The organism is Ornithinimicrobium faecis (assembly GCF_023923225.1).
Lineage (GTDB): Bacteria > Actinomycetota > Actinomycetes > Actinomycetales > Dermatophilaceae > Ornithinicoccus > Ornithinicoccus faecis.
This window is the reverse complement of sequence record NZ_CP099489.1, coordinates 3,825,260-3,840,938: the sequence shown is the minus strand read 5'-3', so window position 1 is coordinate 3,840,938 and position 15,679 is coordinate 3,825,260. Positions and strand designations below refer to the sequence as shown.

16 protein-coding genes and 1 tRNA gene are annotated in these 15,679 nt (G+C 69.3%); 15 read left to right on the top strand and 2 right to left on the bottom strand.

Annotated features, from left to right (window positions below; genetic code table 11):
- Positions 1–3 precede the first annotated feature (3 nt).
- The 10 genes from NF556_RS17830 (at position 4) to NF556_RS17785 (ending at position 9,714) form a co-directional block, all read left to right on the top strand.
- Complete coding sequence (locus NF556_RS17830; RefSeq protein ID WP_252592509.1) at positions 4–963, top strand: ABC transporter ATP-binding protein; 960 nt, start codon at positions 4–6, stop codon at positions 961–963.
- Positions 960–2,657, top strand: coding sequence for an ABC transporter permease (locus NF556_RS17825; protein ID WP_252592507.1), 1,698 nt, complete (start codon positions 960–962; stop codon positions 2,655–2,657). The genes NF556_RS17830 and NF556_RS17825 overlap by 4 nt, the downstream gene beginning before the upstream one ends.
- A gap of 90 nt (positions 2,658–2,747) precedes the next feature.
- Positions 2,748–3,287 carry a hypothetical protein gene (locus NF556_RS17820; protein WP_252592506.1) on the top strand — a complete coding sequence of 180 codons (540 nt, stop codon included), beginning with the start codon at positions 2,748–2,750 and terminating at the stop codon, positions 3,285–3,287.
- Between the two features lie 92 nt (positions 3,288–3,379).
- Positions 3,380–4,276: a nucleoside triphosphate pyrophosphohydrolase gene (locus tag NF556_RS17815; RefSeq protein WP_252592505.1), complete on the top strand. Its 897-nt coding sequence runs from the start codon at positions 3,380–3,382 to the stop codon at positions 4,274–4,276.
- 10 nt (positions 4,277–4,286) lie between these two features.
- Positions 4,287–5,114 carry a TrmH family RNA methyltransferase gene (locus tag NF556_RS17810; RefSeq protein WP_252592504.1) on the top strand — a complete coding sequence of 276 codons (828 nt, stop codon included), beginning with the start codon at positions 4,287–4,289 and terminating at the stop codon, positions 5,112–5,114.
- A gap of 227 nt (positions 5,115–5,341) precedes the next feature.
- Positions 5,342–6,628 (top strand): phosphopyruvate hydratase, encoded by a 1,287-nt coding sequence (gene eno, locus NF556_RS17805; protein WP_252592502.1) that lies wholly within the window; start codon positions 5,342–5,344, stop codon positions 6,626–6,628.
- A gap of 106 nt (positions 6,629–6,734) precedes the next feature.
- Positions 6,735–7,388, top strand: a complete 654-nt coding sequence (locus NF556_RS17800) for an FtsB family cell division protein (protein WP_252592500.1) — start codon at positions 6,735–6,737, stop codon at positions 7,386–7,388.
- The gene (locus NF556_RS17795) at positions 7,375–7,917 is read left to right on the top strand and encodes a DUF501 domain-containing protein (protein WP_252592498.1); all 543 of its coding nucleotides are present in this window, start codon (positions 7,375–7,377) and stop codon (positions 7,915–7,917) included. The genes NF556_RS17800 and NF556_RS17795 overlap by 14 nt, the downstream gene beginning before the upstream one ends.
- On the top strand, positions 7,914–8,855 hold the full coding sequence (locus NF556_RS17790) for a Ppx/GppA phosphatase family protein (RefSeq protein WP_252592496.1): 942 nt from the start codon (positions 7,914–7,916) through the stop codon (positions 8,853–8,855). Before NF556_RS17795 ends, NF556_RS17790 begins: the two co-directional genes overlap by 4 nt.
- A 13-nt stretch (positions 8,856–8,868) precedes the next feature.
- Positions 8,869–9,714, top strand: coding sequence for a uracil-DNA glycosylase (locus tag NF556_RS17785; RefSeq protein WP_252592495.1), 846 nt, complete (start codon positions 8,869–8,871; stop codon positions 9,712–9,714).
- 18 nt (positions 9,715–9,732) lie between these two features.
- On the opposite strand, the gene NF556_RS17780 is transcribed toward NF556_RS17785, so the two are convergent.
- Positions 9,733–10,458: a 3-keto-5-aminohexanoate cleavage protein gene (locus NF556_RS17780; protein ID WP_256829364.1), complete on the bottom strand. Its 726-nt coding sequence runs from the start codon at positions 10,456–10,458 to the stop codon at positions 9,733–9,735.
- Between the two features lie 141 nt (positions 10,459–10,599).
- Between NF556_RS17780 and NF556_RS17775 the strand changes: the two genes are divergently transcribed.
- The 5 genes from NF556_RS17775 to NF556_RS17755 all read left to right on the top strand — a co-directional run bounded on the left by NF556_RS17775 (position 10,600) and on the right by NF556_RS17755 (position 15,047).
- A tRNA-Leu gene (locus NF556_RS17775) sits at positions 10,600–10,673 on the top strand.
- A 277-nt stretch (positions 10,674–10,950) separates the two neighbouring features.
- Positions 10,951–11,199 (top strand): hypothetical protein, encoded by a 249-nt coding sequence (locus NF556_RS17770; protein ID WP_252592491.1) that lies wholly within the window; start codon positions 10,951–10,953, stop codon positions 11,197–11,199.
- A 1-nt stretch (position 11,200) separates the two neighbouring features.
- Entirely contained in the window at positions 11,201–12,547 is a 1,347-nt protein-coding gene (locus tag NF556_RS17765; protein ID WP_252592490.1) for a glycosyltransferase family 2 protein, read from the top strand.
- Entirely contained in the window at positions 12,544–13,179 is a 636-nt protein-coding gene (locus tag NF556_RS17760) for a calcium-binding protein (RefSeq protein WP_252592488.1), read from the top strand. Before NF556_RS17765 ends, NF556_RS17760 begins: the two co-directional genes overlap by 4 nt.
- A 98-nt stretch (positions 13,180–13,277) precedes the next feature.
- Positions 13,278–15,047 (top strand): polysaccharide deacetylase family protein, encoded by a 1,770-nt coding sequence (locus tag NF556_RS17755; protein ID WP_252592486.1) that lies wholly within the window; start codon positions 13,278–13,280, stop codon positions 15,045–15,047.
- An 8-nt stretch (positions 15,048–15,055) separates the two neighbouring features.
- Here NF556_RS17755 and NF556_RS17750 read toward each other — a convergent pair whose 3' ends face one another.
- Positions 15,056–15,679: an FMN-binding negative transcriptional regulator gene (locus tag NF556_RS17750; protein WP_252592484.1), complete on the bottom strand. Its 624-nt coding sequence runs from the start codon at positions 15,677–15,679 to the stop codon at positions 15,056–15,058.

The following is a 15,679-nucleotide window of genomic DNA, read 5'->3' as shown; positions in this document are numbered from 1 at the left end:
CCCATGGATGCACCGATTGTCGTGGAACAGCTGCACAAGTCCTTCGGGTCGACCCACGCCCTCGACGGGCTCGACCTGACCGTTGCCCAGGGGGAGGTGCACGGCTTCCTCGGCCCCAACGGGGCGGGCAAGTCGACCACCATCCGGGTGCTGCTGGGCCTGCTGCGCGCCGACTCGGGGAGCGTGGGGCTGCTCGGGGGTGACCCGTGGCGCGACGCTGCGGCCCTCCATCGCCGCCTGGCCTATGTCCCCGGTGACGTCGCCCTGTGGCCGGGACTGACCGGGGGAGAGGTGATCGACCTGATCGGCCGGCTGCGCGGTGGGCTCGATGAGTCCAGGCGCGCCGCGCTGCTGACCGACTTCGAGCTCGACCCGGCCAAGAAGAGCCGGACCTATTCCAAGGGCAACCGGCAGAAGGTCGCCCTTGTCGCGGCGCTGGCCTCCGACGCCGACCTGCTGATCCTGGACGAGCCGACCAATGGCCTGGACCCGCTGATGGAGGAGGTCTTCCAAACCTGGATCCAGCGGGCCAAGGACGATGGGCGCACCGTCCTGCTGAGCAGTCACATCCTGGCCGAGGTCGAGGCGTTGTGTGATCGGGTCTCGATCATCCGGGCCGGTCGCACGGTGCAGAGCGGCACGCTGTCGGACCTGCGCCACCTGACCAGCACGACGGTGACCGCCGAGACCGGCCGCCCCGCTGACGGGCTCTCGCAGATCACCGGCGTGACGGACCTGGAGCGTGTCGATGGCCGGGTCACCTTCAAGGTTGACACCGACCACCTCGATGAGGCGGTCGCCCACCTCTCCGGGCTCGGGATCCAGTCCCTGCAGGCTCATCCGCCGACCCTTGAGGAGCTCTTCCTGAAGCAGTATGGCGAGCAGTTGCCTCCCCAGGACGCCGCACCGGAGCCGGTGGCCGGCTCAGTCGCCGGGGCTGATCGCGTCGAGGCAGACCGATGAGCACGGTGACCACGGGCAGGGGTGGTGCCACCGCGCGCGGTGCCCGGCACCGCGGGACCGGCTCCGGCCCGGTCGCCACGGAGCGGGTCGGTCCTGGTCTCGGCGGCTCAGGCCTGGTCGGCACGGGGCACATGGTGCGACTCTTTCTGCGGTTGGACCGGCTCCAGCTGCCGCTGTGGATCGTGGCCATCGTCGGACTCGTTGCAGCCTCGGCCTCTGCGGTGCAGGGCCTGTATGGCACGCCGGAGCTGCGGGCGGGCTATGCCGCCACGGTGAGCAGCAGTCCCGCCGCCATCGTGATGAGTGGCCCGGCACAGGCGCTCGACACCGTCGGTGGGATCACGCTGTTCGAGATCAACCTGATCGCGGCCCTCGGCGTCTCCCTGATGGCGATCTTCCTGACCGTGCGGCACACCCGCACCGAGGAGGAGGCCGGGCGCACCGAGCTCCTGCGAGCCGGCGTCCTCGGGCGGCACGCGCCGCTGGCCGCTGCGCTGATCGTCGTGGGCGGTGCCAGCGTCGTGGTCGGACTGTTGATCGGCCTGTCCCTGGTCGGGCTCGGACTGCCGGCAGGAGGCTCGCTGCTGTTCGGTGCGGCCATGGCCTGCCTGGGCCTGGTCTTCACGGCCGTCGCCGCGGTTGCCGCCCAGGTCACCGAGCACGCTCGTGCGGCCCTCGGCATTGCCGTGGCGGTGCTGGGCGTGTCCTGGGGCCTGCGCTCGTTCGGTGACGTGCGCGAGAACATCGCCTCCTGGTTCTCGCCCGTCGGATGGGTGCAGGCGGTCGATGCCTACGGCGACCAGCGGTGGTGGCCGCTGCTGCTGGCTCTGGCGCTGGCCGTGGCACTCACCGTCGTGGCCGTCGAGCTGACGCGGCGCCGCGACGTCGGTGCCGGGCTGGTGCCGAGCCGGCCCGGGGCGCCTCGCGCCTCGGCAGTGCTGTCCTCGGTGCCCGGGCTCGCGTTCCGCCAGCAGCGGTCCTCCTTGTTCTGGTGGGCCGTCGGGCTCTTCCTGGGCGGTTTGGCCTTTGGCTCCTTCGGCAACGAGGTGACGACCATGGTCGAGGACAACCCGGCGATGAAGGACCTGCTCGGCACCGGTGGCAGCGAGGATCTGGTGGCTGGCTATTTCGGCCTGATCCTGTTGATCCTGGCCCTCGTCGTGGCCTGCTTCACCGTCTCCTCGGTCCACCGATTGCGCTCTGAGGAGTCGGCGGCCCGGGCGGAGTTGCTGTTGTCCACGCCGACCTCGCGGCGATCCTGGCAGCTCGGGTGGCTCACGGTGAGCGCCGTCGGCACAGTGCTCGTGCTGCTGGCCACCGGCGTGGGGGTCGTGGTGGCGGACGCGGCGGTGAGTGGCTCGACGGATCGCTCGGCCGAGTTGATCGGTGCCACGCTGGCCTATCTGCCTGCCGTGGCTGTCCTCGGCGGTCTGGCCGCTGCCCTGCACGGCTGGGTCCCGAAGCTCGGGCTGGTCGCCTGGGTGGTGCTGGCGGGGTGCTTCGTTGTCGGGTGGCTCGGTGACCTGCTCAAGATCCCCGCGTCGATCCGCGACCTGTCACCGTTCAATGCCACGCCGCGGTTGCCGCTGGAGTCGATGGACTGGACGGTTGTCGGGGTCCTGTCGGCACTGGCCGTCGTCCTGCTGGTCCTGGCTGTGCTGGGCCTGCGACGCCGCGACATCGACAGTGCGTGACGCGGGTCTGGCGGTGCATCAGGACCGTTGGGTGACCCGTCGCGGCGAGGGTGTGGGTGGCTTTCGGGAACAGGTGACATGATGTGCCCCGTGAGGATCGCAGCCAGTGCCCAGTCCCGTGCCCGCCGTTCGGCCAGCGTGCTCGCCGTCGCCACAGCCGGTGCCCTCGTGCTCTCCGCGTGCTCCAGCGGCGGCCTGTCCTCCGGTGTGGCCGCTGTTGTCGACGGCCAGCAGATCACCGTCGCCGACGTCCAGGAGGCGACCGAGCAGTTCAACACTCTGCCGGTGTCGCCGACCACCCCGACCGATGTGCTGACCCTGCTCGTTTATGGCGACGTGGCCGAGGAGGCGCACCGCGCTGCCGGCAACCCGCCGATCCCCGATGCCCAGCTGCTCAACGACCTGCGCGGCGGTGGGTTGCAGAACCCGGCTGACAGCACGATCGACCTCTATCGCGCGATCAATCACCTCCAGATGGCCCAGGCGCTCCCGGCCACTGAGGACGTCGACATCGAGATCAACCCGCGCTATGGCGCGTGGGACAGCACCAACGCCCAGGTCGTCGCGCAGACCCCGACCTGGATCACCGAGGTGACCGAGGCAGCCGCCGACGGCGGAGCCCAGAACTGACTGGTCGGCTCAGCCTGCTGCTGACCTCGCCGCGGCTGGCCCCGGGTCTCCTGTCGCGTGAGGCCTGGCGACGACTGGAGGAGGCGAGCGCGGTGCTCGCGCGCACCCTCGCAGACCCCCAAGCTCGTGCCATCGCGTCCGCCGGCACCACGGTGACGCCTGCCGAGGGCGACCCGCGCGTCCTCGCCCGCGACCTGCTGGACCGCGCGAGCGACGCCACCGTCGTGTGGATCGGCAGCTCCGACGGCGACCCCGGCCTGACCGACGCTCTGGCGGCAGAGGCCACCCGTCGTGGTGGGTCGGTCGCTCCCGAGGTTGAGGTGCTCGTCGGCTCCTGGGACCAGCCCGGGTCCCGTCTGCTCGATGTGGTGACCGTCATGGACCGGCTGCGCTCGCCCGGTGGCTGCCCGTGGGATGCGGAGCAGACTCACCAGTCCCTGGTGCCCTATCTGATCGAGGAGGCGCACGAGGCCGTCGAGGCGCTGGAGTCCGGCGACGACGACCACATCATCGAGGAGCTGGGTGACGTGCTGCTGCAGGTTGCCTTCCACGCCCGGGTCGCCGCCGAGCGCGAGGACGGGTTCGACATCGACGACGTCAGCGCTGCCCTGGTGGAAAAGCTGGTGCACCGCCACCCGCACGTGTTCGCGAACGTCGAGGCCGCCGATGCGGCTGCGGTGGAGGCCAACTGGGAGCAACTCAAGGCGGCCGAGAAGCCGGACCGGGAGCACCCCCTGGACGGCATCCCGCCCGGCATGCCAGAGCTTGCCCGCGCCACCAAGGTCGCCTCCCGCCTGGAGCGGGCGGGCCTTGCCGATCAGTTGCGGAGCGAGGTGGACGCCCGGCTCGCAGGTGGCGAGCAGGTCGTCGCGGCCCAGCTGATGGACCTGGTCCTGCGAGCCCGCGCCGACGGCGTCGACCCCTCGGCAGCACTGCGCGTGCTCCTGCGTGACCTGGCCGCCACAGACTTCGGGCCAGCCAGCCCATGAGCCCCGGTCCATGAGCCCCGGCCGGGTGCAGCGGATCCACAGCCGCAACGCCAGTTTCCAGCAGTGGCACTCGCTGCTGGGCAACCGGACCAAGCGCAACCGCCATCGTGAGTTCCTGGTCCAGGGCGTGCGTCCGCTGACCCTCGCGCTCGAGCACGACTGGCCGGTCCGGGCGCTCCTGCGCGGTGATGGTGACCTGTCCAACTGGGCCCAGGGAGTCTGGGAGGAGACCGCTGCCGAGAGTCACGGCATACTCGCTCCGGAACTCATGGCTGAGCTGGGCGGCAAGGACGAGGCGACCCCCGAGTTGCTCGCCGTGCTGGAGTTGCCGCCCGACGATCTTGACCGGGTCCGCGCAGCCGAGCGGGTGCCGCTGGTGACCGTCTTTGACCGGCCCTCCAGCCCGGGCAACATCGGGACCCTGGTGCGCTCCGCGGACGCTTTCGGGGCGTCGGGCGTGGTGGTGGCCGGGCACGCTGCCGACCCCTATGACCCGCGGTGTGTCCGGGCGAGCACCGGCTCGATGCTGAGCGTCCCCGTCGTGCGCGTGCCCTCGCACACCGAGGTGCTCGACTGGGTGCAACAGCAGGGGACGCAGGGTGGCGCCTGGACCGTGGTCGGCCTGGACGAGGGCGGTGACCTGCCGCTGCGCGCCGTCGACCTGACCGGACCGACCGTCCTGGTGGTCGGCAATGAGACCCGAGGTCTGACGCGGGCGTGGCGGGAGGCGTGCGACCACATCGTCAGCATCCCGATGGTCGGTGACGCCAGCTCGCTCAACGCCGGTGTCGCGGGCTCCATCGTGCTGCACGAGGCGCTCCGCCAGCGCCTCGGGTGACGGAGCACCAGCGCGTCGTGCGCTCGGTGGGGGTGGATTGTCGCCACACGGTGCGCTCGGTGGGGGTGGATTGTCGCCACACGGTGCGCTCGGTGGGGGTGGATTGTCGCCACACGGTGCGCTCGGTGGGGCTGGATTGTCGCCACACGGTGCGCCCGGTCGGGGTTCGGGCGGCTGGCCGTTAGGCTCAGGGGGACCTGATCTGTGTGCACTGTGGAGGAGTAGTCGTGGCTGTCATCGACGCGATCATCGCCCGGGAGATTCTTGACTCCCGAGGCAACCCGACTGTCGAGGTCGAGGTGGGCCTGGACGACGGCACCGTGGGACGGGCCGCCGTGCCCTCCGGCGCCTCCACCGGTGCCTTCGAGGCGGTGGAGCGCAGGGATGGCGACGAGGGCCGTTATCTCGGCAAGGGCGTGGAGAACGCTGTCGCCGCCGTGATGGACGACCTCGAGCCGCGACTGCTCGGCTTCGACGCCAGCGAGCAGCGCCTCGTCGACAACGAGATGCTCGCCGTCGACGGCACCGACAACAAGGCCGAGGTGGGCGCCAACGCCATCCTCGGCGTCAGCCTGGCCGTGGCCCGCGCCGCCGCAGACTCGGCCGAGTTGCCGCTGTTCCGTTATGTCGGCGGCCCCAACGCGCACGTGCTGCCGGTGCCGATGATGAACATCCTCAATGGCGGCTCGCACGCAGACTCCAACGTGGACATCCAGGAGTTCATGATCGCCCCGATCGGCGCCGGCAGCTTCCGCGAGGCGCTGCGCTGGGGCACCGAGGTCTATCACGCGCTGAAGGCGGTCCTGAAGGAGCGCGGCCTGAGCACCGGCCTCGGTGACGAGGGCGGGTTCGCCCCCAACCTGGAGTCCAACCGTGCCGCGCTCGACCTGATCCTTGAGGCGATCAGCAAGGCTGGCTACACCCCCGGCAGCGACATCGCACTGGCCCTGGACGTGGCCGCCAGCGAGTTCTTTGAGGACGGGTCCTACACCTTTGAGGGTGGCACCAAGAGCGCCGAGGAGATGGTCGACTACTACACCGAGCTCGTCGACGCCTATCCGCTCGTCTCCATCGAGGACCCGCTCAACGAGGAGGACTGGGACGGCTGGAAGGCGATGACCGACCGCCTCGGCTCCCGTGTCCAGCTTGTCGGCGACGACCTGTTCGTCACCAACCCCGAGCGCCTGCAGCGCGGCATCACCGAGGGCATCGGCAACGCCCTGCTGGTCAAGGTCAACCAGATCGGCACGCTGACCGAGACCCTCGACGCGGTCACCCTCGCGCAGACCAACGGCTATCGCTGCATGATGAGCCACCGCTCCGGTGAGACCGAGGACGTCACGATCGCTGACCTTGCGGTGGCCACCAACTGCGGTCAGATCAAGACCGGCGCCCCGGCCCGCTCCGAGCGCGTCGCGAAATACAACCAGCTGTTGCGCATCGAGGAGGAGCTCGACGACGCGGCGGTCTATGCCGGCGCCGGGGCCTTCCCGCGCTTCACCGCGCAGGACTGACTCGCTCGGACCCGCCAGGGCGCTGACCCAGGTCGGTCCGCCGCGGGCGCACCGCACGCAACCACTCGGCATACAGAGCACGTCGCACCACAGGGAGGAGGAGACGATGGCCACCAATCGCGGCCCCGGCCGGGGATCCTCGCGCGCCACCAAGCGCCCGACGCCCGGGTCGCGTCCGACCAGTGCGCCACGCTCCGCCCCCCGGACCCCGAGCGCACCGACCGCGAGCCGGCGCAACACGCCACCGCACCTGTGGCGGCTCGGCGCCTTCATCGTGCTGCTGGGCTTCCTCGCGCTGTTCCTGACACCCACGTTGCGCGGCTATCTCGACCAGCGGGCCGCGATCTCCAGGGCCGAGCAGCAGATCGCCACGGAGCAGGCCAAGATCGATGGGATCGAGGCGGAGCTGGAGCGGTGGGACGACGACAGTTATGTCGAGCAGCAGGCCCGTGAGCGGCTGCGTTTCGTCAAGCCCGGTGAGGTTGCCTTCACCGTGCTCGACGACACCGGCGAGCAGCTCAGCGAGCCGTTGCCCGGCATGACCCCGGTCACCGAGGACGTGCACGCCCAACGGCCCTGGTATGGCCAGGTGTGGGAGTCGGTCATCACCGCCAACGAGGGGGTGCCTGAGCCGGAGGCCCCGGCGCCCGGCGCGCCCCAGACCGAGCCAGCCCCGGAGGGTGAGGCTCCCGCGACGGATGCCCCTGATGGTGCCGACAATGCCCCTGACGATGGTGCCGAGGACGATGCCACACCCTGATCTGCTGCCCCGCCCCGATCACCAGGCCGCCACGCAGGAGGACCTGGACACCATCCACCGTCAGCTCGGACGGCTGCCGCGCGGCGTCGTCGCGATCGCCCACCGCTGCCCCTGCGGCTGCCCGACGGTCGTGCGCACGGAGCCACGGCTCCCCGACGGCACGCCCTTCCCGACCTCGTTCTATGCCACCTGCCCCCGGCTGACCGGCGCGATCTCCACGCTGGAGAGCAACGGGATGATGAAGGAGATGACCGAGCGGCTGGAGCAGGACCCCGAGTTGGCCAGTGCGTATGCCGAGGCTCACCAGGACTATCTGGCTCGGCGGGCGGAGCTCGGGTCGGTGCCCGAGATCGACGGCATCTCGGCTGGTGGGATGCCCACGCGGGTCAAGTGCCTGCACGTGCTGGTCGCGCACTCCCTGGCCGTTGGGCCAGGCATCAATCCCCTCGGTGACGAGGCGCTGGCAGCGCTGCCGCAGTGGTGGCACGACGGCTGCTGTGCGGCGGACGACGAGGAGGATCCTCGATGACCAGGGTCGGGGCGATCGACTGCGGCACCAACTCCATCCGGCTGCTCATCGCGGACGTGACTGAGGGGTCCCTGCAGGAGGTGCACCGCGAGATGCGGATCGTGCGACTCGGCCACGGGGTCGACGCGACGGGGCGCATCGGTGCGGAGCCGATGGCCCGGACCCTGGCCGCCGCTGCGGACTATGCCGCCCAGTGTCAGGAGGCCGGGTGCGAGTCGGTGCGCTTCGTGGCCACCTCGGCCTCGCGCGATGCCGCCAACGCCGAGGAGTTTGTGGCCGGGATCCAGGAGGCGTTCGCGGCCTTCGGCACCGTCCCCGAGGTGATCTCCGGGCAGGAGGAGGCCGCGCTGTCCTTTGCTGGCGCGACCACCGGGTTGCGGGGCGCGGCAGCGCCCTATCTGGTCGTCGACATCGGCGGAGGGTCGACCGAGTTTGTGCGCGGCACGCAAGGGGTGGAGCAGTCGGTCTCGGTCGACATCGGCTGCGTCCGGATGACCGAGCGGCACCTGCACAGTGACCCGCCCACCGAGGAAGAGATCTGGCCGGCGCTGGGCGACGTCACGGTCGCGGTCAACGCCGCCGCCGAGCAGGTCGACCTCACGGGCATCGGCACCCTCGTGGGGGTCGCGGGGTCGGTCACCACGGTGACTGCCCACGCGCTGGGCCTCGACGCCTATCGTCCCGACCAGATCCATGGTGCCGAGCTCCCGGTGGAGCAGGCCATCGCTGCGTGCACGGAGCTGGTCCAGATGAACCGCACCGATCGGGCCGCACTGCCCTACATGCATGAGGGGCGCGTGGACGTCATCGGAGCGGGAGCTTTGGTGTGGCGCAGCATCATCCAGCGGCTGCAGCACGACTCGGGACTGAGCACCGTGCGCACCTCCGAGCACGACATCCTGGACGGCATCGCGCTGTCTCAGGCGGCAGCGGGCTAGGCAGGTCGCTCCGATGGGTGGCGTCGAGCCGATCAGTGGCACCGACCCGCACCCGGTGACTGGTCAGGCGTTCCCCTCACCGGTGCCACCGGGGACGGGTTGGCCCGGCGACCCAGCCACGGCGGACACCCCAGTCGCGAGGACGCCCGCGCAGGTTGCTCGGCTCGCTCGCTCGGCACAGAGCACGGCAGAACTCGACGCGATGGTGACCGTGTGCCGCGCCTGCCCCCGACTCGTGGACTGGCGTGAGTCCGTGGCCACCACGGGCCGGCGGGCGTCTTTTGCCGACCAACCCTATTGGGGCCGACCCGCTGCCGGCTTCGGTCCGGCGGGTGCCCCGGTGCTCGTCGTGGGTCTGGCCCCTGCCGCAAACGGCGCCAACCGGACCGGGCGCATGTTCACCGGTGACCGCTCAGGGGACTGGATCTATGCGGCGCTGCACCGCGGCGGTTATGCCACCCAGGCCGCCAGTGACCACGCCGGCGACGGCCTCGAACTGCAGGGCATCCGCATCGTCTCGGCCGTCCGGTGTGCCCCGCCGCAGAACAAACCGACCACGCCGGAGAAGGCGACCTGTGCGCCGTGGCTGCACCGAGAGCTCGAGCTTGCCGTGCCCACCCTGCGCTCGATCCTGGCGCTCGGCTCGATCGGGTGGGACGCGACCCTGCGCACGGTGCGTGAGATGGGCTGGGCCGTGCCGCGCCCGAAGCCGAAGTTCGGGCACGGCGCCATCGCGGAGATCGTGACTCCTGACGGGCGGACGGTGCGCCTGGTCGGCAGCTATCACGTCAGCCAACAGAACACCTTCACCGGCAAGCTCACCGAGGCAATGCTCGATCAGGTGATCGCGACCCTGTGATCGCCGCTCGCGGGCCAGTCACGGGTAGCCCTGCCAGAGCACCCCTCGGGCGACGCGCACGAGAGCGGCATTGTCTGCGGCGGCGGAGCCGTCCGGCAGGACCAGGACGTCCTCCAGACCGACGCGGGTCTGCAGACCCGCCCATCCGGCATACTCCAGCGCTTCCCAGGCGGTGCTTCCCTCGCCGTGCAGGAGGACCCGGCCGACGGGGACGCTGCCCTGCAGGGGTGCCAGCATCGCCTCGGCGAGACCGCGGACCTGATCTGCCTCGGGGCCGTCCGGCAGCTCCAGCAGCACGCGGCTGCAGCGGTCACGCAGGGGCGAGCCCAGCCAGCGGGTGACAGCCGCCGCAGACCACAGCCCGACATCGACCTCGACACCGCGCTCCAGCAGCAGCTCGGCCATCTGGTGCGCACCGTCCTCGTGCCAGTTGACGGACGCGTGATCGGGGAGCGTCGTCCAGTGGCGCACCCAGTCGAGTCGCTGTGTCGGGCTGCCGGTCCAGGCGCCGGTGGTGATCCCGACCGGAGTGCCCGGGACGGCCGTGGTCACCGCGATGATGGCATCGGCGACCGCCGCAGGCTCGAGCGTCTCACCACCCATGGAGTCCCTGGGGTGCAGGTGCAGGTCGGTGGCACCGGCTGCCACGGCGTCTGCGGCAGCCACGGCGAGGTCGCGTGGAGTGATCGGCACGGTGGAGTGCTCTGCCGGGGTGAGACTGCCGTTGAGGCACGCCTGGAGCACGCCGATCAGCCCCGCCGGGTGGGGTGGAGGTGGCTCACGGTCCCATCGTCGCACCCGGGGTTGGTCGGTGCACAGAACCGAGCCCCCGGCACGCGGCGGGCATGATCAGGCGTCGGCGGTGCACTGAGTAGGCTAGGCGCGGCCCTCGTAGCCCAACCGGCAGAGGCAGCCCACTTAAAATGGGTCCAGTGCGGGTTCGAATCCCGCCGGGGGCACCGTTGCGATACGTCCCCTGTGCTGCCTTCCCGCCGCTCAGCGAGCTAGGCGGACAGCACCCCCTCGAGTGTCTTCACCTCGACGTGCCGGTGAACAGAGCCGGCCTCCCTCCGTCTGCGTGCTCTCTGCCGTCTCGCCGCGGCTCGCCGATGGCCCCAGTTGACTTTTCAAGGGCGATGATGTGAGATGAACCTGCTTTACCAAAACTTTACTTGTACGCGAGAGTACATTTACTCATCGCTGGGGAACGAAACCGTCGTTGAAAGGCCATCGACCATGCTCGAACTTGCTGACTCCACGCTCTTTGTTGCCCTTGAGAGCTTCACGTCTGGCACCGGAAGAGTGCTCCTGCGCCTGGCCGCCACCTTGTTCCTCGCCTACATGCTCACGATGGGCGTGACCCTGGCGATCTGGTCCGGTCGTGGTGTCACCGAACGCTTCCGGCCCAGCCTGACGCGTGGCTCGGCCCTCGTCGTCGCCCACCGTCCTGCGGCGGCCGGCTCGCAGGTCTCTCGGGCGTCCTGACATGGTCTTGATCGGCGGGCAGCGCGTCGACCTGGTGATGCTCCTGGCGGTGGCGCTCGTCCTGGTGTGCGTGTGCTATCTCGTGATGTTGGTGTGGCTGTCCCGTCGGGACCTTGAGGGCGACGGGCACCGTCCTGTCGACCTCACCGCCGTCGACCCGGGATGTGACGTCATTGTCGTCATCCCGTGCCTCAACGAGGAGCGGGTGCTGGGTGCCAGCCTGGAGCGGCTGCTGCTCCTGCCCCACCCGCGACTCAGGGTCCTCGTCGTGGATGACGGATCCGATGACGGAACGGCAGCAGTGGTCCAGGACGTGTCGGATCCCCGGGTCCACCTGTTGCAGCGAGTCCTGCCGATGGCACGGCAGGGCAAGGGCGAGGCGCTGAACGCCGCCATCAAGCACGTCCTCGACGGCGGGATCGGCGAGGTGGCTGATGTCGAGTCAACGATCATCGTGGTGGTCGACGCGGACGGCCGACTGGAGGAGCACAGCCTCCACGAGGTGCTGCCGGGCTTTGCGGACCCGACGCTGGGCGGCGTGCAGATCGGCGTCCGGATCAACAACCGCCACGCCAACCTGCTGGCCCGGATGCAGGACTTCGAATTCGTCCTCTACACCGAGGTCTTCCAGCGGGGCCGTCGTCACCTGGGCAGCGTCGGGCTGGGCGGCAACGGCCAGTTCGTGCGGCTCTCCGCCCTCACCAGCCTCGGCCCGAAGCCCTGGACGCACTCGCTCTCCGAGGATCTGGACCTCGGTGTCCGGCTGCTCATCGCAGGCTGGCGCCTGGACTTCTGCCGCCACGCGGCCGTGCACCAGCAGGGCCTGGTCGACCTGGGGCGGTGGGTCCGTCAGCGCACTCGCTGGTTCCAGGGACACCTGCAGTCCTGGGGCCTGGTCCCCGACGTGCTCGGGCGGCTCTCCGGCCGTCGTCGTGCCGACCTCTACTACCACCTGACCAGCCCGTTCCTGCTGCTGGTGAGCTCGCTGTTCACCCTGGCCTTCCTGGCCTGGATCGCCCGACTGGGGATGGACGTCGTTGCCGGGCAGGCACACTTCAGCTGGATGTGGGTCAGCTCCTATCTGTTTGCCTTCGGGCCGATGGTGCTCCTCGCCACCATCTATCGGCGCGTCGAGACAACCAAGCACAGCTTCGGTCTCCTGCAGTCCATCGGGTTAGCCCACCTCTACGTCGTCTATGCCACCTTGTGGTACATCGCGGGGTGGCGAGCGGTGGGCCGCACCCTGCGGGGCAGGACGGGATGGGTGAAGACCGACCGTCTGGATGAGTCACAGGCTCCGGACGCCACACCCGGCCTCACCGGTGTCATGGCCCGGGAGCTGCCTTGAGACGGACAGGAACCCGTGTTGCCGTGCTGCTGATCATGACGTCGTTGATGACGGCCTGCTCCGCCGCGGGCTGGGCAGAGGGCGACGAACGGCACGGCTGGACCCTAGTCTTCGCTGGGCACGGAAGCGCGACCGAGGAGGACGGATCTGTGGTCCTCGAACCCCAGAAGGCACAGTCTGCCGACACCACGCACGGGGGACTGGTCGTGACCAGCGAAGGCCATCCCAATGACACGACTTTCACGGTCACGGTCCACACCGAGCAGCAACTGCGCGACGGCGCACCCAATCCGTGGGAGGTGGGCTGGGTCCTGTGGAACTACCAGGACAACGAGCACTTCTACGCGGTGGCACTCAAGCCCGGAGGGTGGGAGATCTCCAAGCAGGACCCTGCCTATCGCGGCAACCAGCGGTTCCTGCTCACCGGCACTGAGCCCGTGTTCCCGATCGGCAGTGACTATCAGGTCACGGTGACCCAGTCTGGGGCCACCATGACCGTCGCAGTCGACGGCACACAGCTCGGCACCGTGACGGACACCGAGCGGCCCTACACGGAGGGCGCAATCGGCCTGTACACCGAGGACGCCCGAGTCCGCTTCTCCGGGCTCTCCGTCGACAAGCACCTCGGCTGACCTCGGGTCCGACCAGTGTGCCCGCCCTCATCGACCCACAGCTGTCCAGAGCAGCACTCGCCAACCAATCACACTCATGGAGACTTGACGTGCCCCTGATGACATCTCGCGCGACCGGCCTCACGATCGGCGCCTCGGCAACCCTGGCGGTGCTCGTGTCGGGATCGGTGGTTTTCGGACTCACCGATGACTCCATTCGGCAGGGGGAAGGGTCGCAGTGGGTGCAGACCCTGGTTGACCCGGTGCGCGGCGACGATGACCCCGAGGCCATGGAGCAGGCAACCTACCCCACAATCTTCGGCGGCCCGGGCCCGGCGACCACGCTGGTGCTCTATGACGGAACCGGCACTGAACGGGGCAGGGGAGAGATGGACGGGTTGGCCGCTGCCCACCTGGCCACCCACTTCGGGCAGGTGCAGCTGCAACCCGTGGCCGACTATGAAACAGGGCAGATCTTCGACGTCGACGCGATGATCTACCTCGGCACGAACGACTCCGAGATCCTGCCGAAGCCCTTGATCGACGACGTGCGGGTCGGCGACACGCCCGTCCTGTGGGCCGGTGCGAATGTCGAGGAGCTTGCCGGGCCCGAGGGCACCCCAGCAGCAGCCGAGTTCGTTGCGACCTACGGCTGGGACGCCAGCGTCTCCACCATGAACAGCCTCGATGCGGTGACCAGCATCCGCTATGACGATGTCAGCCTGGTCCGTGACTCCCGGATCGTGGACGGGTTGGTCCTACCTGTCATCACCGACCCGGACCTGGTCGACGTGCTCGGGACAGCGGTCTGCGGAGACGGAGAGCGCGCCCACGCCTGCCGCGGTGCCGAGGGCTCAGCGTTCCCCTGGGCCATCCGCTCTGCGAACCTGACCTACGTCGGCGAGGTGCCGTTCGACTACATGGATGAGAACAGCCGCTACCTCGGGTTCGCTGATCTCTACTACGACCTGCTCGCTCCCGACACCCAGCCCGTGCGGCACGCGGCTGTGCGTGTCGAAGACGTGGGCCCTGAAGCAGATCCACAGGACCTGCGTCGCCTGGCGGACTTCCTGCACGAACGCGACATCCCGTTCCAGGTGGCCGTCATGCCGATCCATATCGCCACTGTCCCGGGCGCGGACCCGACCCGCCACTACGGCATCAGTCTGCTGGATCGGCCACAGGTCGTCGAGGCGCTGAAATACATGCAGGCGCGGGGTGGAACCCTCATCCAGCACGGCTCCAGCCATCAGTACGGCGCGATCAAGAACCCCTACAACGGGGCAACGGGTGCCGACTACGAGTTCTACCGTGCCGGGTGCAGTGCCACCCAGCAAGCCCCCTTCGAGTGGGAGGACTGCGTCCAGACGTCGTGGATCCGGCTGACCGGGCCCGTGAGCCAGGACGCCGTCGAGGATCACGCGGCGCGTCTCGAGGCCGGGCGCGAGGTGATGATCGACGCTGGCCTTGGTGATCCCACCATCTTTGAGGTCCCGCACTACGCGGCCTCGCCCAACGCCTACGAGGCAATCCAGAACACCTACGGCGCACGGTATGAGCGCGGGATGTACTTCGCAGGTCTCACCACCGGTGAGGAATTCCAGGACCGTCCCTCGTTCAGCCAGTTCTTTCCCTACCGGGTGCACGACGTCTACGGCAGTTTGGTGCTCCCAGAGAATCTCGGCAACGTCACCGAGGCCATGCAGAACAACCACCCCACCCGGTCGCCCGACGCCCTCATCGACAACGCGAAGGCCAACCTTGCCGTGCGGGAATCGACCGCAAGCTTCTTCTTCCATCCATTCCTGGACACGCACTACCTGGATGAGGTCGTCACGGGCATCGAAGACCTCGGCTACACCTTCGTCCCGGTTGGGGACCTGCCGTGACGATGTAGTTACTCGCGAACTCTGCGCATCTCCTCGGCCAGGGCTGGGTTGGTGGCGCCGATCTCCTCGACGATCCGGTCCTGCACCACGACCGGCTTGTTCTGACTCAACTTGCTGCGGGCATCGAAGCGCGTGACGCGCACTCGCAGCCCGACGGTGCCCTTGGCCGCACGGCGGGTCCCAGCCTCGTCCTCGGACAGGCTGCGGCCGTCCGGGCGACCCGACTCGAAGTGGTCGGTCAGCCGGGAGAGCACTGCGTAGTTCTCCTCCTCGGACAGGATCTCCGGGGTGCCGTAGAGGTGTGCCGTCACGTGGTTCCAGGTCGAGACCAGGTCACCGGGCTCATACCAGCTGGCCGAGACGTAGTCATGCGGGCCTTGGATGATCACCAGCACCTCGTGCTGGCCCAGCTCGTGGAGCTGCTCGTCGGGTCGACCGAAGTGGCTGACGATGGAGATCGCGTCGCCCTCGTCAGCGTCGCCCTCGTCCGGGGCGTCCTCGAGTAGGACCGGGTAGTGCGAGGCCACCAGACCGTTGCTGGTCGGCGAGACGATGGTCGCCCACGGGTTGTTCTGGATCAGGCGCCTGACCTCGTCTGGGTCAGTCATCAGGTAGTGCGGGGTGTGCCTCAA